This window comes from Pseudonocardia oceanicola (assembly GCF_047200735.1).
Taxonomy (GTDB): Bacteria; Actinomycetota; Actinomycetes; order Mycobacteriales; family Pseudonocardiaceae; genus Pseudonocardia.
In genome coordinates this window covers 137575-152278 of the sequence record NZ_JBJZON010000018.1, presented here as the reverse complement: position 1 = coordinate 152278, position 14704 = coordinate 137575, and the positions used below count along the sequence as shown (strand labels likewise).

Annotated in this window: 18 protein-coding genes; 10 read left to right on the top strand and 8 right to left on the bottom strand. The window is 74.6% G+C overall.

The genetic code is table 11. From position 1 onward, the window contains the following. Positions 1–956 precede the first annotated feature (956 nt). The 4 genes from ACL02T_RS23745 to ACL02T_RS23730 all read right to left on the bottom strand — a co-directional run bounded on the left by ACL02T_RS23745 (position 957) and on the right by ACL02T_RS23730 (position 3116). The gene (locus ACL02T_RS23745; RefSeq protein ID WP_412832954.1) at positions 957–1202 is read right to left on the bottom strand and encodes a hypothetical protein; all 246 of its coding nucleotides are present in this window, start codon (positions 1200–1202) and stop codon (positions 957–959) included. A 53-nt stretch (positions 1203–1255) separates the two neighbouring features. Next, a complete protein-coding gene (locus ACL02T_RS23740) occupies positions 1256–1546 on the bottom strand; it encodes a hypothetical protein (protein ID WP_412832953.1) in 291 nt (96 codons plus the stop codon). Positions 1547–1885: 339 nt separating this feature from the next. Continuing rightward, a complete protein-coding gene (locus tag ACL02T_RS23735; protein ID WP_412832952.1) occupies positions 1886–2350 on the bottom strand; it encodes a MarR family winged helix-turn-helix transcriptional regulator in 465 nt (154 codons plus the stop codon). Positions 2351–2678: 328 nt separating this feature from the next. Further along, complete coding sequence (locus tag ACL02T_RS23730) at positions 2679–3116, bottom strand: Fur family transcriptional regulator (protein ID WP_412832951.1); 438 nt, start codon at positions 3114–3116, stop codon at positions 2679–2681. Between the two features lie 91 nt (positions 3117–3207). Here ACL02T_RS23730 and ACL02T_RS23725 point away from each other — a divergent pair, with 91 nt between their 5' ends. Together ACL02T_RS23725 and ACL02T_RS23720 are read left to right on the top strand one after the other, a co-directional pair. Continuing rightward, positions 3208–3705, top strand: a complete 498-nt coding sequence (locus ACL02T_RS23725) for a Dps family protein (protein WP_412832950.1) — start codon at positions 3208–3210, stop codon at positions 3703–3705. Between the two features lie 132 nt (positions 3706–3837). After that, positions 3838–4737 carry a hypothetical protein gene (locus ACL02T_RS23720; protein WP_412832949.1) on the top strand — a complete coding sequence of 300 codons (900 nt, stop codon included), beginning with the start codon at positions 3838–3840 and terminating at the stop codon, positions 4735–4737. Here the strand turns inward: ACL02T_RS23720 and ACL02T_RS23715 are convergent, their stop codons facing one another. Further along, complete coding sequence (locus ACL02T_RS23715) at positions 4738–5310, bottom strand: P-loop nucleotide/nucleoside kinase family protein (protein ID WP_412832948.1); 573 nt, start codon at positions 5308–5310, stop codon at positions 4738–4740. 40 nt (positions 5311–5350) lie between these two features. Here ACL02T_RS23715 and ACL02T_RS23710 point away from each other — a divergent pair, with 40 nt between their 5' ends. Then, positions 5351–6088, top strand: a complete 738-nt coding sequence (locus tag ACL02T_RS23710) for a class I SAM-dependent methyltransferase (RefSeq protein WP_412832962.1) — start codon at positions 5351–5353, stop codon at positions 6086–6088. A gap of 59 nt (positions 6089–6147) precedes the next feature. On the opposite strand, the gene ACL02T_RS23705 is transcribed toward ACL02T_RS23710, so the two are convergent. Beyond that, positions 6148–6384, bottom strand: coding sequence for a metallothionein (locus tag ACL02T_RS23705; protein WP_412832947.1), 237 nt, complete (start codon positions 6382–6384; stop codon positions 6148–6150). A gap of 157 nt (positions 6385–6541) precedes the next feature. Here ACL02T_RS23705 and ACL02T_RS23700 point away from each other — a divergent pair, with 157 nt between their 5' ends. The 6 genes from ACL02T_RS23700 to ACL02T_RS23675 are packed head-to-tail and all read left to right on the top strand — an operon-like array spanning position 6542 to position 12632. Continuing rightward, the gene (locus ACL02T_RS23700) at positions 6542–7390 is read left to right on the top strand and encodes an STAS domain-containing protein (RefSeq protein WP_412832946.1); all 849 of its coding nucleotides are present in this window, start codon (positions 6542–6544) and stop codon (positions 7388–7390) included. Positions 7391–7401: 11 nt separating this feature from the next. Further along, positions 7402–7827 (top strand): STAS domain-containing protein, encoded by a 426-nt coding sequence (locus ACL02T_RS23695; RefSeq protein ID WP_412832945.1) that lies wholly within the window; start codon positions 7402–7404, stop codon positions 7825–7827. Continuing rightward, positions 7824–8234, top strand: a complete 411-nt coding sequence (locus tag ACL02T_RS23690) for an ATP-binding protein (RefSeq protein WP_412832944.1) — start codon at positions 7824–7826, stop codon at positions 8232–8234. The genes ACL02T_RS23695 and ACL02T_RS23690 overlap by 4 nt, the downstream gene beginning before the upstream one ends. Then, positions 8222–9262 carry an ATP-binding protein gene (locus ACL02T_RS23685; RefSeq protein ID WP_412832943.1) on the top strand — a complete coding sequence of 347 codons (1041 nt, stop codon included), beginning with the start codon at positions 8222–8224 and terminating at the stop codon, positions 9260–9262. Before ACL02T_RS23690 ends, ACL02T_RS23685 begins: the two co-directional genes overlap by 13 nt. Beyond that, complete coding sequence (locus ACL02T_RS23680; protein WP_412832942.1) at positions 9259–11016, top strand: ATP-binding protein; 1758 nt, start codon at positions 9259–9261, stop codon at positions 11014–11016. The genes ACL02T_RS23685 and ACL02T_RS23680 overlap by 4 nt, the downstream gene beginning before the upstream one ends. Further along, positions 11013–12632 (top strand): SpoIIE family protein phosphatase, encoded by a 1620-nt coding sequence (locus ACL02T_RS23675; protein WP_412832941.1) that lies wholly within the window; start codon positions 11013–11015, stop codon positions 12630–12632. The genes ACL02T_RS23680 and ACL02T_RS23675 overlap by 4 nt, the downstream gene beginning before the upstream one ends. Here the strand turns inward: ACL02T_RS23675 and ACL02T_RS23670 are convergent. Both ACL02T_RS23670 and ACL02T_RS23665 read right to left on the bottom strand, forming a co-directional pair. Next, positions 12625–13095, bottom strand: a complete 471-nt coding sequence (locus ACL02T_RS23670) for an ATP-binding protein (protein WP_412832940.1) — start codon at positions 13093–13095, stop codon at positions 12625–12627. The genes ACL02T_RS23675 and ACL02T_RS23670 overlap by 8 nt on opposite strands. Before the next feature lie 2 nt (positions 13096–13097). Continuing rightward, entirely contained in the window at positions 13098–13505 is a 408-nt protein-coding gene (locus ACL02T_RS23665; protein WP_412832939.1) for an STAS domain-containing protein, read from the bottom strand. A gap of 233 nt (positions 13506–13738) precedes the next feature. Between ACL02T_RS23665 and ACL02T_RS23660 the strand changes: the two genes are divergently transcribed. Beyond that, a complete protein-coding gene (locus ACL02T_RS23660) occupies positions 13739–14680 on the top strand; it encodes an anti-sigma factor RsbA family regulatory protein (RefSeq protein WP_412832938.1) in 942 nt (313 codons plus the stop codon). Positions 14681–14704: the final 24 nt, after the last annotated feature.

Below are 14704 nucleotides of genomic sequence, written 5' to 3'. Positions count from 1 at the left end.
CAATACTAGCTCGACACACTGTTGAGTTCTCAAAAGACACCCGCACACCATGGCTCACCTGACGGAGAACTTCCGGGGCATTCCCCACCGTACACCCACACAGATCCACAAGAATCCAGGGGGTCCAGCTCGGGGGCGGCCAGCGGGCCTGTTGACCGAACCCCAGGGGCTCGTTCTGTCCGGCGTCTCGCTGACGACGAGAAAGTTACGCCCCGCCGACGGCGAGGGTCAAACCGGGGTCCCCCACCCCGGAACAGGGCCATCGCCGCAGGTCAGCGGCGTGCTCTCCGCCTGGACGGCCCGGTTAACGGCAGATTTCGTCCTTCATGACGCCGGTCACAGTTTGTCGTCGACAGTCGTGCGGAGCGGTGAGGGGTGCGCCGATGCCGGTCCTGACCTGCGCTGGCGGTCCAGGACCCGCGCTCACGGTGCGCAACTCCCCGTCCCTCGGCCCGAGTTGCGCCCGTCGCGCGAGTTCGGGTGCTCCTCGAACGCGGTCAGGGACGGACTCGTCCCCCGGAAGGCCCCTCGCGCTCCCCGCCTCGGCCCGCCAGTGCGGCGCGGGTGGTCTCGCGTGTGCGCACGAGGGCGCGCGACGCGGCCGGTGCGGGAACGCATCCGCGCGCCGCTGCCCGGCGGGGGAGAGACACGCCTCGATCATGTGCGTCTGAATCACCTACTCCGACCGCCGGCCGCGGATATCGAGCGCCGCCCGTGATCGAACCGCGATCACCACCCCGACAGTCGCCGGGCCACCACCCGGGACCGCTCGATCGAATTCGGGTGGACGCTATCCGTGGACACGTCGTCGCAGGCAGCGACGGACGGACCACCCGTTCGTGCGCGCAACTTGTGCCGGTCTGTCGCGTTGGACCGGATGAGCGTCTCTCACCGGACACGCCGCGAACGCGGGGGCGAGCAATTCCGCGGTGGCCGGTGGGAGACGCTCCTTCCGTTCACGGGGAATTCGGCTCCGCGCGGCGCAGCCCGAGCCGTCCTCCGATGCCGGGCACGAGGGCGAGCGCCCGGTCACGGCGGAGCAGGAGAAGGGGCGGGTCCGGCAGGGACAGCGCGAGCACGATCGCGGCCGGGTACGCGCACCCGTGCACCGGACCGGCGAGCCGGGTGAGCGGGCAGAGATGGACCGTCGCCAGGTCGAGGAACAGCACCACCAGCGACGCGGCCTCGACGACCGCCGCCACCCGGAGACCCGTGACACGTCGGACCCCCGTCGTCGAGCCGGCACGCACGATGATCAGGACGACGACGACCGCCAGAGCAGCGCGAACATCCCGGACGTCATCGACAGGTCGCGGGCGAGTGCCACGGCGCGGTCGTTCCCTCCCCCGAGAGCGGCCACCACCTCGGCCCGGTCCGGGAGGATCCTGGCGCCCAGGAGCGCCCCGGCGGCCGCCGTGAGGACGAGGGAGGCGATCAGCCACCCGTCGCCGAGGACGCCCATCGCCACCGCGGTCCCCGGTCCGAAGACCGGCACCGCGGTCGCGAGTACCGCGTAGACCCGGCTGACGCGGTGGAGGAGCGCCACCGCAGCGGCCGGCCCCTCGCCCGCGAGAGCGCGCGGGCGAGCCGCGGGAACATCGATGTGGCTGCGGTCACCGCTCCGACGAACACGGTGGCAGCGAGGACGTGGACCGAGAGCGGGACGGCCGTCACATCCGGCTCCTTCCTCCGGCTCGGGAAAGCCGGGTTCGACCTACAGGAAGACTGAAACGTCGGTCCCGGTGCGCAGCCACGGACGACGCGATCGCGGCCCTCTCACTTTGAGTTCGACTGAAACCGACGCCGCGGCCTGCCGCACTCCTCCGACGGAACACGACCGCGCAACTTTCAGCCTGCCTGAGACCAGCAGCCGGAGCGTCACCCGTCAGCGGGTGTCCTCCCCCAGCCTCCGGAGCATCCCCATGAGGGCGCGGGCCAGGAGGGAACGCTCGGGCCGGGGGACGGAGGCGAGCATCACCCGTTCGACCTCGGCGACGGCCTTCTCCGCCCGGGTCAGGAGCCGACGGCCGTCCGGTGTGACGTGCAGTTCGGCCACCCGGCCCCGCCCCGGCTCCGTGCGCCGCTCGACCGCGCCGCGCTCCTCGAGCTGCCGCAGCGTGGCCTGCATGCTCTGGGCCGTGACGCCGGCGCGGCGGCCGAGCTCGCTGTAGGAGAGCCCGGGACGTCGGGCCAGCTGCCCGAGCGCCGAGAGGTGCCGCATCGTGAGCTGCTCGGCGCGCAACGCCGTGTCGATCTCCTCGCGGACCCGGCGGCCGAGCGTGGCGAGCAGGACGGCAACGGCGCCCGGCCCGGCCGGAGGTCCGGCGGGGGGCGGTCCGGGGCTCGTCACGGCGTCATCATGCCTGCCCCACCGGCGAGCCCGGCACGCCCGCGATCCCGCACCGCGACGAGACGAGACGACCATGGCGAAGCGCCCGGCCCCGCACCGCGGAACGGGTACGGGGCCCGGCCGTCGTGGGAGGTCACCTGAGGTGGCGCCACGCCGGGCGAGCCGGAACCGGCGGCGTGCCCGACCCTCGGCCGAGCGCGGCGTGGGCGATCGTCGGCGCGGGGCCGAGAGCCTCTCGTCGACGGAGCGGTCGAGCCCGCGGCGATCCCGATGATCAGCCCGGTCGGCATCCCCGCGTGACGGTGCGAGTGGGCCCTGGGCGGAGGGCTCAGCTCGCGGCGCACTCCGCGCAGCGACCCCAGAACACGAGCTCGGCCTCGTCGATCTCGAAGCCCTGCTGGTGTGCCGGGGACAGGCAGGGCGCGGTGCCCACGGCGCAGGGCACGTCCCGGACCCGGCCGCAGACCCGGCAGACCAGGTGGTGGTGGTTGTCGCCGTGCTGCAGCTCGAAGCGGGTGGCCGAGCCGGCCGGCTCGATGCTGCGCACGAGACCGACCCGGCGCAGGTCCTCGAGCACGTTGTAGAGGCCCTGCCGGGACAGCTCGGACACCGCCGACGGTCCGGCGGCCGCTCCGGCCCGCGCGACGACCTCGGCCACCTCGACCGCGGTGCAGTGCGGCCGGTCGGCGAGGGCGTGCAGCACCGCGCGCCGGTGCGGCGTGCTGCGCAGGCCCTTCCCCCGGAGCAGGGCGGTGAGGTCGTCCATGCAGGTGAGGCTACCCCAACACCTTGGATGCGGTCACTTACTTGACCAGAATCACAACTTGACGCTGTCAAAGGTAGGGTACACAGGAAGCATGACCGCCACGGACACGACCACCAGCGCCCCCACCGGCCTCCGCCCCTTCACCGCCTCGCCCGAGCTCGAGGCGAGCCTGCAGAAGGTGCTCGTCGATCTCGTCGCCCTGCACCTGGAGGGCAAGCAGTTCCACTGGAACGTCGTCGGTACCAACTTCCGCGACCTGCACCTGCAGCTCGACGAGATCGTGGAGGTCGCCCGCGAGCACAGCGACACGATCGCCGAGCGGATGCGCGCCCTCTACGCGGTGCCGGACGGCAGCCCGCGCACGGTCGCCGAGACCACCTCGCTGCCGCGCCAGCTGACCGGTGAGCAGGACACCACCGCGGTCGTCAACGCGATGACCGAGCTGCTGTACCGCACCGCCACCACCGTCCGCGAGGTGCACGACGCCGTCGACGCCGAGGACCCCTCGACCGCCGACCTGCTGCACGCGGTCGTCGTCGACCTGGAGAAGCAGGCCTGGATGCTCAGCTCGGAGAACCGTCGCGCCTGACCGTTCACGGCGCGACCGGCGGGCACCGCGGCCGGATCCCGGAAGGGGTCCGGCCGCTGCTCGTTCCGGGACCGCCCGTAACGTCCCGGACACCCGGAACGTGATCCCCAGCGGGACGAGGGGGTGGTCGGCGTGGTGTTCGGACGGCGCAGGCGCGCGGCGGCCGTGGAGATCCGCACGGACCGGGCGGTGTACCGGCCCGGCGACACGGTCCGGGCGCGGGTGCGCCTGACCCCGGGCACCGCCCTGCCCGACCCCGAGATCGCCGTGTCGCTGCTGCACGTCGACACCGTCAGCGACGGCGGGACCTCGACCGATTCCTGGGCGGTCGACGGCCGGTACGTCTTCGAGGGCCGCCCGCTGCGCGCCGGCGAGGAGGTCGAGGTCGTGGTGGACCTGCGCGTTCCCGACCGCACCGAGCCGTTCCCCGGGACGGACGACGACCCGCTCGTCGACGACGCCGAGGACTACCGCCACGAGATCCTGCGCTCCGAGGCCTGGGGCGCGCCGACGAGCACCGGCAAGGCCCTGCGGTCGGAGTGGTTCGTGCAGGTGGTCGCCCCCGGGACGGACGAGCGCGCGGCGATCACCGTGCTCGCGGTGGGCGGCCCCGTCGACGCCCGCACCGAACCCCGGGGCGACTCGGACCGGCTCGCCCGGATCACCCTCGACGGGCTGCCGCAGCGCTCCGTCCCGGCCGGCGCCACGGTGACCGGCCGGCTGCGGGTCGAGGCCCGCACCGAGCTCGACGCCCGGGCCCTGCGGGTGGACCTGATGCTGATCGAGACGCAGGGGGACCGGGTGCTGACCGCCGAGCGCAAGGCCGGCGTCACGGTGTCCGGGCCGGTGCGACTCGCCCCGCGCGCTCCCGTCGACCTGCCCTTCTCCCTCACCCTGCCGCCGGACCTCACGCCCTCGGTCACCACCGAGGGCTGGACGATCAGCTGGGTCCTGTTCGGCGTGGTCGACCTGCCCCGGCGGGAGGACGCCGTGGGCCGGCGCGTGCTCGCGGTGCACGACCCGCGCGCCTGATCAGCCCCGCACCAGCGCCTCGACCTGCTCCGCCACGGGAGCCGCCCCGAGCCGGTTGTCGATCTCGTGGTGCGGCGCGGGCGGCGGCTCGTCCGGGCGCATCCGGGCCACGAACGCGTCGAAGTCCCCGAGCTTGCCCGAGTCGCGCGGCGCGCCCCGCCGCTCAAGCCGGTGCCGCAGGGTCTCGCGGTCCGAGCGCACCCAGACCAGCCGCACCTGTTCGCCGCCGAGCTCGCCGACCCACCGACGCCACCGGTCCGGGTCGCGGATCTGCCCGGTGAACGGGCCGGACAGCAGCACCGGACAGCCGTGCCCGCGGATCTCCCGGGCGGCCGCGGTGAGCCCGGCGTACTCGTGGAGCTTGACGTGCGCGTCGTACCAGGGGCCTTCGCGCTCACCGGGCGGACGGCCCGCGGCGGCGAGGGTCGCGGCCACGAAGTTCCCGAAGAGCGTGTCCTTGTCCAGCAGCGCCGGCACGGGGTCGAGGGCGCCGAGCAGCGCGGTGGCGACCGTCGACTTGCCCGCGCCGGGCGCCCCGGCGACCACCCAGACCCTCGCGGACCTCACCCCCATGGGGTCCACCGTGCACGATCGACCCCGCGCGGGCCAGGATCTGCCCGTGCCCCGTGACCCGATCGGCCCGGCCACCGTTCCCGGTGCCTTCGACGACCACGCCGCCTCCTACGACCGGCTGGTCGGCCGCAACCCCGGCTACCACGAGCATCTGCGGCTCTCGGCCCGCCGGCTCATCCGATGGTCCGCTCCGCAGCGGTGCGGCACCGGGCCGCGGCTGCTCGACCTGGGCTGCGGGACGGGCGCCTCGACGGCCGCGCTGCTGGCGGCCGCCCCGGACGCCGAGATCGTGGCCGTCGACGGCTCGGCGGAGATGATCGCCGAGGCGCGGCGCAAGGACTGGCCGGACCGGGTCCGCTTCGTGCACTCCCGGCTGGAGGACCTGCCCGCCACGGACGTCACCGGCCCGTTCGACGGCATCCTCGCCGCCTACCTGGTGCGGAACCTGCCCGATCGCGACGCCGGCCTGCGGACGATGCACGACCTGCTCGCCCCCGGCGCGCCGATCGCCGTGCACGAGTACTCGGTGCGGGACAGCCTCCGCGCGCAGGCCATCTGGACCGCCGTCTCCTGGGGCGTCATCATCCCGATGGGCCGCCGGGCCACCGGCTCGGCCGACCTGTACCGCTACCTGTGGCGCAGCGTCCTGGACTTCGACGGCGCGGGGCGGCTCGTCGCCCGGATGCGCGCGGCCGGGTTCGCCGACGTCCGCGTGGAGCCGGTGACCGGCTGGCAGCGCGACGTCGTGCACTGTTTCCTCGGCCGACGCCCGATCTGACGGGTCACGCTCTGTCACGCCCTGTCGCGTCCTCGCCGGGCCGACGGCCGGCGCGACCACTACACCCGGTCGGTGACCGCCTCCCCGCCCTCGGCGTGGGAGGCGCAGTGGGCGCAGCAGAAGAACCTGCCGCCGGCCTGCACACCGTGTCCGACGACCTTGCAGCCGCAGTGCTCGCACACCGGCGCCATCCGGTGGATGGCGCACTCGAAGCTGTCGAACACGTGCACCGCGCCCTGGGCGTGCACCTCGAACGCCATGTCGTAGTCGTTGCCGCAGACCTCGCACTCGGCCACCACGTGCTCCTCTCTCTCCTCGACGGGTCCCCCGGCTACCCGCCCTCGGTCTTCCGAAGCCCGCCGCAGAGCGGCGCCGGCGGCCGGGCTCACCGGCGCGTCGACACGCCCCTGCCGTGTGGTTAGGTGCTGCGGAACACGGTCACGGGAGGTGGCGATGACGCAGGCGGACGGCGGGCGCGTGCGGACCCTGCTGCACAGCGCGGACAAGGTGCTGCGGCGCTGGGTCGAGGCGGCGGAGGGGCCGCTGCGCGGCCGGTTGACGACCGGCGAGCTCGAGCGGACCTGCTCGGACCTGCTGGCCGTGCTGGTGGCGGCCGTCGACGGCGGGCTCGACGTCCGGGCCGACTCCTACGCCGGCGTCCGCGGCTTCCTCGCCGAGCTCTCCCGCGAGTGGGCGCGCCGCGGCTTCAGCCCGAGCGAGACGGCCTCGGCGGTGTTCGCGCTCAAGGAGGCCCTCTTCGCCGCGGCGAACGACGACGGCGACGGCGGGGGCGACCTCGATACCGTCGTCGAGGCCTCCCGCTGGGTCGACGCCCTGGGCCTGCTCACCTTCGAGAGCTTCGCCCGCGCGCGCGAGCAGGTGATCAGCGAACAGGCCGAGCAGCTGCTGGAGCTGACCACCCCGGTGGTGAAGCTGTGGGAGGGCGTGGTCGCCGTCCCGCTGATCGGCACGCTGGACTCCGCGCGCACCCAGATCGTGATGGAGAAGCTGCTGCAGACGCTGGTCGACACCGGCTCCGAGCACGCGATCATCGACATCACCGGCGTGCCCGCGGTCGACACCGAGGTCGCCCAGCACCTGCTCAAGACCGTGGTCGCGGCCCGGCTGATGGGCGCGGAGTGCACGATCTCGGGCATCCGGCCGCAGATCGCGCAGACGATCGTGACCCTGGGCATCGAGTTCGGCGACATCACCACCAAGTCGAGCCTGGCCGACGCGCTGCTGCACGCCATGCGCGGCACGGGCGTCGAGGTCGTGCGCCGACGGTCCGAGGGCCGCTGACCGTGGAGCGGGTGCCGGTCCTGTCCCTGGGCGACGCGCTGCTCGTGTCCATCCAGGTCGACCTCCAGGACAACACCGTCCTCGCGCTGCAGGAGGACCTCGCCGAGCGGATCGTGGCCACGGGCGCGCGGGGCGTGCTCATCGACATCTCGGCGGTCGACATCGTCGACTCCTTCATCGGCCGGATGTTCGCCTCGATCGCGGCCCTGTCCCGGCTGCTCGACGCCGGGACCGTCGTGGTCGGGATGCGCCCGGCCGTCGCGATCACCCTCGTCGAGCTGGGGCTCTCGCTCGAGGGCGTGCGCACCGCGCTCGACGTCGAGCGCGGGATGAAGATCCTGCGCGAGCTGTCCCAGCGGGACCGGGTGCGGACCGTCGACGAGGCGGACGACCTCACCCCCGTCGCGGAGGGCGGCGGCCCGGCCGCCGGGGCGTGACCACCTCGGCCGGTGTCGAGGAACTGCCGATCCGCAGCGGCGACGACGTCGTCCGGGTCCGGCAGCTCGTCCGGGCGCGGGCGCAGGAGGTCCGGCTGTCCCTGGTGGACCAGACCAAGCTGGTCACCGCGGCCAGCGAGCTGGCCCGCAACACGCTGGTCCACGGCGGTTCCGGCACGGCCACGGTGGAGACGGTGCACCGGGACGGGCGGGCGGGCGTCCGGGCGGTGTTCGCCGACGAGGGCCCGGGCATCGCGGACGTCGACCAGGCCCTGACGCCGGGCTGGACCAGCGGCTCCGGGCTCGGCCTGGGGCTCAGCGGCGCGCGAAAGCTGGTCGACGAGTTCGCGATCGACACCGCCGTCGGCCGCGGTACGACGGTGACCGTGGTGAAATGGACCCGCTGAACCCGCCCCTGGTCGAGGACGTCGCCTGGTTGCCGATGGACGACCCGAGCGCCGCCGGCGGGGCCCGCCGCGCGGCGGAGAAACTGGCCGAGCAGCTCGGTTTCCCCGGGCCGCGGGCGGCCGAGGTCGGCCTCGCCGTCACCGAGATCGGCACGAACGTGCTGCGCCACGGCGGCGGCGGCGCGGTACTGCTGCGCGCCGTGCACTCGGACAGGGCCGGCGCCCTGGAGATCGTCGCGGTCGACACCGGGCCGGGGATGAGCGACGTGCCCACCTCGAGCCGGGACGGGCACTCGACGACCGGCACGCTCGGCGTCGGGCTGGGGGCCATCGGCCGGCTGGCCGACACCCTGGACATCGGCTCCCGGCCGGGCCGGGGCACCGTGCTCGTCGCCCGGTTCCGCCCCGAGCGCGGCGAGCCGCCGCCCGGGCCCTACGCCGCGGGCATCACCCGCGCCCTGTCCGGCGAGCAGCTCTGCGGCGACGCCTACGCCCTGCGCGAGGACGGCGACCGGCTCTGGATGCTGCTCTGCGACGGCGCCGGGCACGGCCCACTCGCGGCCGCCGCGGCCCGGGAGGCGGTGCGTGCCTTCACCGAACCCGAGCGGGCGCCGGCCGGCCCGGTCGCCGCGCTCACCACGATCCACGGGGCGATGTCCGGTACCCGCGGCGGCGCGGTCGCCGTCGCCGTGCTCGAACCCGACGCCGGGCTCGTCCGGTTCGCGGGGGTCGGCAACGTCGCCGGCGCGGTCGTGAGCGGCTCGACCAAGCGCAGCATGATCTCGGTCGGGGGCATCGCCGGGTACCGGGTGCCCGCCACCCTGCGCGCCTACGACTACCCCCTCGCCGCCGACGGCGTCGTGGTCCTGCACTCCGACGGCGTCCGGCCGCGCTGGCGGGCCGAGGACCTCGCCCCGCTCCCCCGGCGGAACCCGGTGGTCCTCGCCGCCGCCCTGCTGGTCGACGAGGGCGTGCGCCAGGACGACGCCTCGGTCGTCGTCGCCCGGCCGCGCGCGGGCGCACCGTGACCGGCGAGCGGCGCGAGGTGTTCCGGCTGCGGGTGCGCGGCGAGCAGGACGTGTTCGTGGCCCGGCAGCGGGGCCGTGAGGTCGCGGCACTGGCCGGGCTCGAGCACCAGGACCAGATCCGGGTCGCGACCGCGCTCAGCGAGCTGAGCCGTGAGCTCGCCGTCCTGCCCGGGGAGGTCACGATCACGATCTCGCTCGGCGACGACCCGGCCCCGGCGCTGGTGCTGACCGCCGAGTGGACCGGCGACGGCGGGGATCCCCAGGACCTGGAGGGCGTGCGGGCCGCGGCCAGGCTGACGGACGGCTGCGAGGTGAGCCGCGCGGACGACGGCGGCTCGGTGCGGCTCACCAAGCGGCTGCCACCCGGCTGTGCGACGGACCCCGACCAGGCCGAACGGATCCGGAACGCGGTCCACGAGTCGCGGCCGGCCGATGCGCTCGCCACGCTACGCCTGCAGAACCAGGACCTGCTGGAGGCGCTGGAGAGCCTGCAGGCCCGGCAGGAGGACCTGCTGCGGGTCAACGCCGAGCTCGAGGAGACCAACCGCGGGGTGCTGGCCCTGCACGCGGAGCTGTCCGAGGAACTGGAGGAGACCAACCGCGGCGTCGTCGCCCTCTACGCCGAGCTCGACGACGCCTCCACCCGGTTGCGCGAGGCCAGCGAGGCGAAAACCCGGTTCTGGGCGAACGTGAGCCACGAGCTGCGCACCCCGCTGAACTCGGTGCTGGGCATCTCCCGGCTGCTGCTCGACCCCGCAGGCGGGGCGCTCGACCCCGAGCAGCGCCACCAGGTCGAGCTCATCCGCGACGCGGGTGCCATGCTGTTGTCGCTGGTCAACGAGCTGCTCGACGTGGCGAAGGCCGAGTCGGGACAGATCGAGGCGGCGATCGTCCCCACCGATCTCGCCGGGGTGTTCGACGAGCTGCGGGGCACGCTGCGGCCGGTCGCCGGGGCCGAGGTCGAACTCGTCGTGGAGCCGCCGGGGGTCGACGTCGTCTGGACCGATCCGACGCTGCTCGGCAGGATCCTGCGCAACCTGGTGAGCAACGGCCTGAAGTTCACCGAGCGGGGCGAGGTGCGGGTCCGGGCGGGTCTCGGCCCGGACGGGGACGAGGTGGAGGTCCGGGTGAGCGATACCGGGATCGGCATCCCCGCCGAGTACCAGCAGCGGGTGTTCGAGGAGTTCTACCAGGTGCGGGGGCACCTGCAGGCCACCAGCGGGGGCACCGGGCTCGGGCTGCCGTACTCGAGGCGGCTCGCCGCGATCCTCGGCGGCTCGCTCGAGCTGGAGAGCGAGCCGGGTCGTGGGACCACGCTGACGCTGCGCCTGCCGGCACGGCCGGGCACCGGGGCGGGCGAGGGCATCGTCCCGCTCGGCCGGGTCCTGGTCGTCGACGACGACCCGGCGGTGCGGTCCCTGCTGCGCCGTGTCGTCGAGGGCCTGGAGGGCCGGGTCACCGAGGCCGACTCGGGGCCGGCGGCGCTGCGCGAGCTGCGGGCCGCGGCCCCGGATCTCGTACTGCTGGACCTGGACATCCCCGCCCCGACCGGCACCGAGGTCCTCGCCGGGATGCGCGCCGACCCCGCGCTGAGCGCGGTCCCGGTCGTCGTGGTCACGGCCGCGCAGCTCACCGAGGGTCGGCGGCGCGAGCTCGCCCGGACCGCCGCCGTCGTCGACAAGGCGCAGCTGTCCGGACCGGTGCTGGTCGCGGCGGTCGGCGCGGCGCGCGCCCTCGTGGGGCGGGCGTCGTGAGCACCGCGGGGACGGGCGCGGGAACCGCCGGGGACGAGATCACCGGCACCACCGTCCTGGTCGTCGACGACAACGCCGGCAACCGGTACGTCGCGTCGAGCTGGCTGCGCCGCTCCGGGTACACCGTGCTGGAGGCCGGCACCGGCGCCGAGGCGCTGGACCGGGTCGCGACGGACCCGGTCGACGTGGTGCTGCTCGACGTCGGGCTGCCGGACATGAGCGGGTTCGAGGTGTGCGAGCGGATCAAGTCCGATCCCGTGCTGGCCCGCCCGGTGATCCACATGTCCGCCACCGCGATCCGCGGCCAGGACCGGGCCCAGGGGCTCACCCGCGGCGCCGACGCCTACCTCGTCGAGCCGGTGGAGCCCGACGAGCTGCGCGCCACCGTGTGGTCGGTCCTGCGCTACCACCGCGCCCGGGCGGCGGCGGAGCGGCTCGCGGCGCGGTTGGCCGGGTTGAGCCGGACGACGATGGCGATGAACGCCACCGTCGACTTCGACGAGCTGGCCACCACCGTCGCGTCGGGCGCGGCCGCCCTGGCCGGGGTCCCGGCCGCCGCCCTGGTCGCGGCGTCGGACCGGACCGTGCGCCGGGCCGTCGTGGATGCGGTCGGGCCGGCCGGTCCGGCCGAGCCCGTCGACGAGGGCGCGCGCTGCGACTCCGTACCGCCGCGGCAGCTCGACCGGCTCGCCGGCGCGACACCCGACATGCCCGTCACCGTGTCCTGGGCGGAGATCACGGGCGACGAGGCCGACGGGGCCGACGAACCTGCGTCGGCCCTGCGGTCCGGGTTCCGCTCCGGCCGGGTCGCGATCGTGCTGCGGACCGCGGAGCTCGGCACCGAGCTGCGCGACCTGCTTGCCCAGCTGGGGAACGCGGCGGCGCTCGCCGTCGACTCCCTGCAGCTCTACGTCGAGGAGCACACCCTCGCGCTGACCCTGCAGCGGGCGTTCCTGCCCAACGCCCCGGTCGCACCGGCCGGCGTCGAGGTCGCGGTGCGGTACGTGCCGGCGGCGCAGAACACCGAGATCGGCGGGGACTTCTACGAGGTCGTCGAGCTGGGCGGCGGGCGGCTGCTGCTCGCGATCGGCGACGTCTCGGGCCACTCCATCCACGCCGCGACCGTGATGGTCGAGCTGCGGCACGCGCTGCGTGCCTACGCGGTGGAAGGGCACGGGCCGTCCGCGATCCTCCAGCGGCTCGAGGACATGCTGCGCCGCTACCACCCGCGCGAGTTCGCGACGGTGTGCGTGATGGTGCTCGACACCGCGCGCAACGTCGTCACCGTCGCCAATGCCGGACACCTCGCGCCGTTGCTCGCCTCGCCCGAGGGCACCGTCCCGGTCACCGAGCACGGTCCGATGCTCGGCCTGCGCCGCAGCCACGCGGCCGACTCCGAGCTCGCGCTCCCCGCGCGCTGGACGCTGGTGCTCTACACCGACGGGCTGGTGGAGAAGCGGGGGGTCGACCTGGACACGGCGCTCGAGGACCTGCGCGCGGCGGTGTCCGTCGACCCGGCTCCCGAGGAACTCGGCGACCAGCTGCTCGGCCGCTTCGCCGGCGTCCGGGAGGACGACATCGCCCTGCTGATCCTGCGGGGCGGCGGCGTCAGGTAGGTAGGCGCCACCACAGTGAGACGGTGGTCCCGCCGGATCCCCGGTCGATCTCCGCGTGGTCGCTCAAGTTCGTGATCATCGCCAACCCGCGTCCGCGGTGCCCCGGATCCGCCGGGATCGGCCGCCAGCGGCCCCCGTCCCGGACGACGACCAGGACGCAGCCCTCCTCGGTGCACACGGCGCTGAGGTCGACCGGCCGCTCGCCGCCGGTGTAGGCGTGTTCCGCGGCGTTGACCATGGCCTCGTAGGTGGCGAGGAGCACGTCCTCGACCGTCTCCTCGTCGAGCCCGGTCACCGCGGCCCAGGCGCCGAGCTCCCGGCGCACCGCGGCCAGCCGGGTGGCCTCGCCCGGGAACCGGTGCTCGAGCGACGGACCGTCCGCGACGGGCCTGCGGCTCCACGTCTCCCCGACGTGGGCGGGCTGGGTGCCGGTGTGCGGATCGGGCCGCAGCGGGACCGTCACCGTCAGCCGTCCAGGAGCGCGGCGGCCCGCGAGGGGTAGAGCGCCAGGGTGGTGTCCATGCCGGTGATCTGCAGCGGGCGCAGCACCCGTCGCGAGTCGGCGACCACGCGCAGCGCCACGCCGCGCTCGTCCGCCCACCGCTGGGCGAGGGCGACGGCGGTCAGCCCGACCGAGGTGAAGAACTCGACGCCGGTGAGGTCCAGGACGAGCACGCCGGGGCCGGCCGCGAGCTCCGCCTGCAGGGTCTCGTCGAACCCGGCGGCGGTGACCAGGTCTACCTCGCCGGCGATGGCGACGACGGTGACGCCCTCGAGGCGTTCCACGTCGACCGACAGCCCGCTCTCCCCGTCCGTGCCCACCCCCAGGAGGGGGTTGATCTCGGAGACGTCCGACGCGCGCCGCCCCTGCATGCTCCGCCCTCCACCACTCGCCGTCGCGGGAGCCGACCCCACCGACCGGGTCGCCATCGGCGGGCGTGCACGGGGAGCACACCCGGTTCCCTGCTCCGGTCGAGCACGCTACGCGGCAGTTCCACCACCCACCAGCGGGAGCGGGGATCTCCAGGACGCGCAGGCGCACTCCCCGGTGCGGGGCGTCGTACCGTACCGTCGACGGGGCAGTCGTCCGAGTGAGCCGGTGAGCGATGATCGAAGCCGACGCGGGGTCCGAGGCAGATCCCTTCGCGCACCCCGCCCTCTTCTACCTGGACACGACCCACTACCTGCACGCCACCGCGTCGTTCGTCCGGGACGGGCTCGAGGCCGGGGACCCGGTCGCCGTGGCCGTGCCGACGCACAATCTCGCGCTCCTGCGCGAGGAGTTGGGGCCCGACGCCCGGGACGTGCAGCTGGTGGACATGAGCGAGGTCGGGCGCAACCCGGGCCGGATCCTGTCGGCGGTGCTGTACCGCGCGGTCGACGAGAGCCCGCCGGACCGGCACGTCCGGGTCGTGGGCGAGCCGATCTGGCCGGGGCGTACGCCGCTGGAGTACCCCGCCTGCCTGCGGCACGAGGCGCTCATCAACCTCGCCCTCCGGGGCCGGCGGGCCACGGTGCTCTGCCCCTACGACGCCACCGGGCTGCCGGAGCAGGTCCTGTCCGACGCCGAGCGGAGCCACCCCGTCGTCGTCACCCGGGAGGCCACGCTCACCAGCGCCGCCTTCGACCCGGCCGAGGTGCTCGCCGAGACCAACCGTGAGCTGCCCGCGCCGCAGGACTGCGCGGAGTTCCCGTTCGACGCCGGCCGACTCGCCGGTGCACGCGCCTTCGCCGCCGCGGAGGCCGCCCGGGCGGGCCTCGACGAGGACCGCTGCGACGACTTCCAGCTCGCCGTCGGGGAGCTCGCGGCCAACAGCATCCGGCACGGCGGCGGCTCCGGACGACTGCGGGTGTGGACGGAGGACGACCACCTCGTGGCCGAGGTGCACGACGCGGGCCGGCTCGAGAACCCGCTGGCCGGGCGGCGCCGGCCCGTCGACTCGCAGCTGAGCGGCCGGGGCCTGCTGATGGTGCACCACCTCGCCGACCTGGTCCTGAACCACACCGGGCCGGACGGCACCACGACCCGCATCTTTCTCGAGCGCTGAACGGGCCGAGGACGACACCCGGGA

Coding starts and splice junctions, on each gene's coding strand:
- ACL02T_RS23730 (WP_412832951.1), bottom strand. CDS start 3,116: ATGGACGACCTCACCGCCCTGCTCCGGGGGAAGGGCCTGCGCAGCACG.
- ACL02T_RS23725 (WP_412832950.1), top strand. CDS start 3,208: ATGACCGCCACGGACACGACCACCAGCGCCCCCACCGGCCTCCGCCCC.
- ACL02T_RS23715 (WP_412832948.1), bottom strand. CDS start 5,310: ATGGGGGTGAGGTCCGCGAGGGTCTGGGTGGTCGCCGGGGCGCCCGGC.
- ACL02T_RS23700 (WP_412832946.1), top strand. CDS start 6,542: ATGACGCAGGCGGACGGCGGGCGCGTGCGGACCCTGCTGCACAGCGCG.
- ACL02T_RS23685 (WP_412832943.1), top strand. CDS start 8,222: ATGGACCCGCTGAACCCGCCCCTGGTCGAGGACGTCGCCTGGTTGCCG.
- ACL02T_RS23665 (WP_412832939.1), bottom strand. CDS start 13,505: ATGCAGGGGCGGCGCGCGTCGGACGTCTCCGAGATCAACCCCCTCCTG.
- ACL02T_RS23660 (WP_412832938.1), top strand. CDS start 13,739: ATGATCGAAGCCGACGCGGGGTCCGAGGCAGATCCCTTCGCGCACCCC.